This is a genomic window from Aliiroseovarius sp. ABM4_368, assembly GCF_056161205.1.
Window position 1 is genome coordinate 1 of the sequence record NZ_JBSWYR010000021.1, and the last position, 706, is coordinate 706.

Below are 706 nucleotides of genomic sequence, written 5' to 3' on the forward strand. Positions count from 1 at the left end.
CGCGGAGTTCTTTAAATCTGATACGGGTCTCGAGGTGACGTTGGTGGCTAAACTGATTGAAAATGGCGGCGTGGATTGACGTGAATTTCTGCAGACTTCGCATCGATCGGAAGCGGCACATCGCGCATTCTCGTCGTCGAAAGTGTAAGTGCGAATTTTCGCATTGGTTGTTCCGATACTGGGCTGTCTCGTGGCGATCAAGCATGTTCAGATCCCGTAGAGCAGCGCGATATGAACCCAGCTTATCCGTCACGATTTCATGCGGCAATCCGTGGGCGGACAGCAATTTCCTCAACATTTTCAATGCCGCGCGGTGATCCCGTCGTTTTGAAACAAAGCTTTCAAGAACAACACCTTCGTGGTCGATGGCGCGCCATAAGTAGAACCTCTCGCCATTGATTTTCACAAACACCTCGTCGACATGCCACCGCCAATTCGATTGCCCCCCTGCCCGTTTCTTCCGGATTTCCTTCGCGAACATCGGCCCGAAACGGTTCCACCAGAACCGGATCGTCTCATGCGTGATGTCGATGCCACGTTCGTGGAGGATGTCTTCAACTTGCCGCAAACTGAGTGGAAATCGGACGTAATACATCACCGCAAGCTTGATGATTTCAGGACTGGTTTTGAAATATTTGAACGGGGAAGGCTTGATCATGCGCCGAGAAATCGCAGATCAGGCTTGGATCGGCAAGTTCCTCTGACA

Annotated in this window: 1 protein-coding gene; it reads right to left on the reverse strand. The window is 51.4% G+C overall.

All coding sequences use genetic code 11. From position 1 onward, the window contains the following. On the reverse strand, positions 1-658 hold a 658-nt coding region (locus ACXAH3_RS16450; RefSeq protein ID WP_474863351.1), incomplete at its 3' end, for an IS6 family transposase. Positions 659-706: the final 48 nt, after the last annotated feature.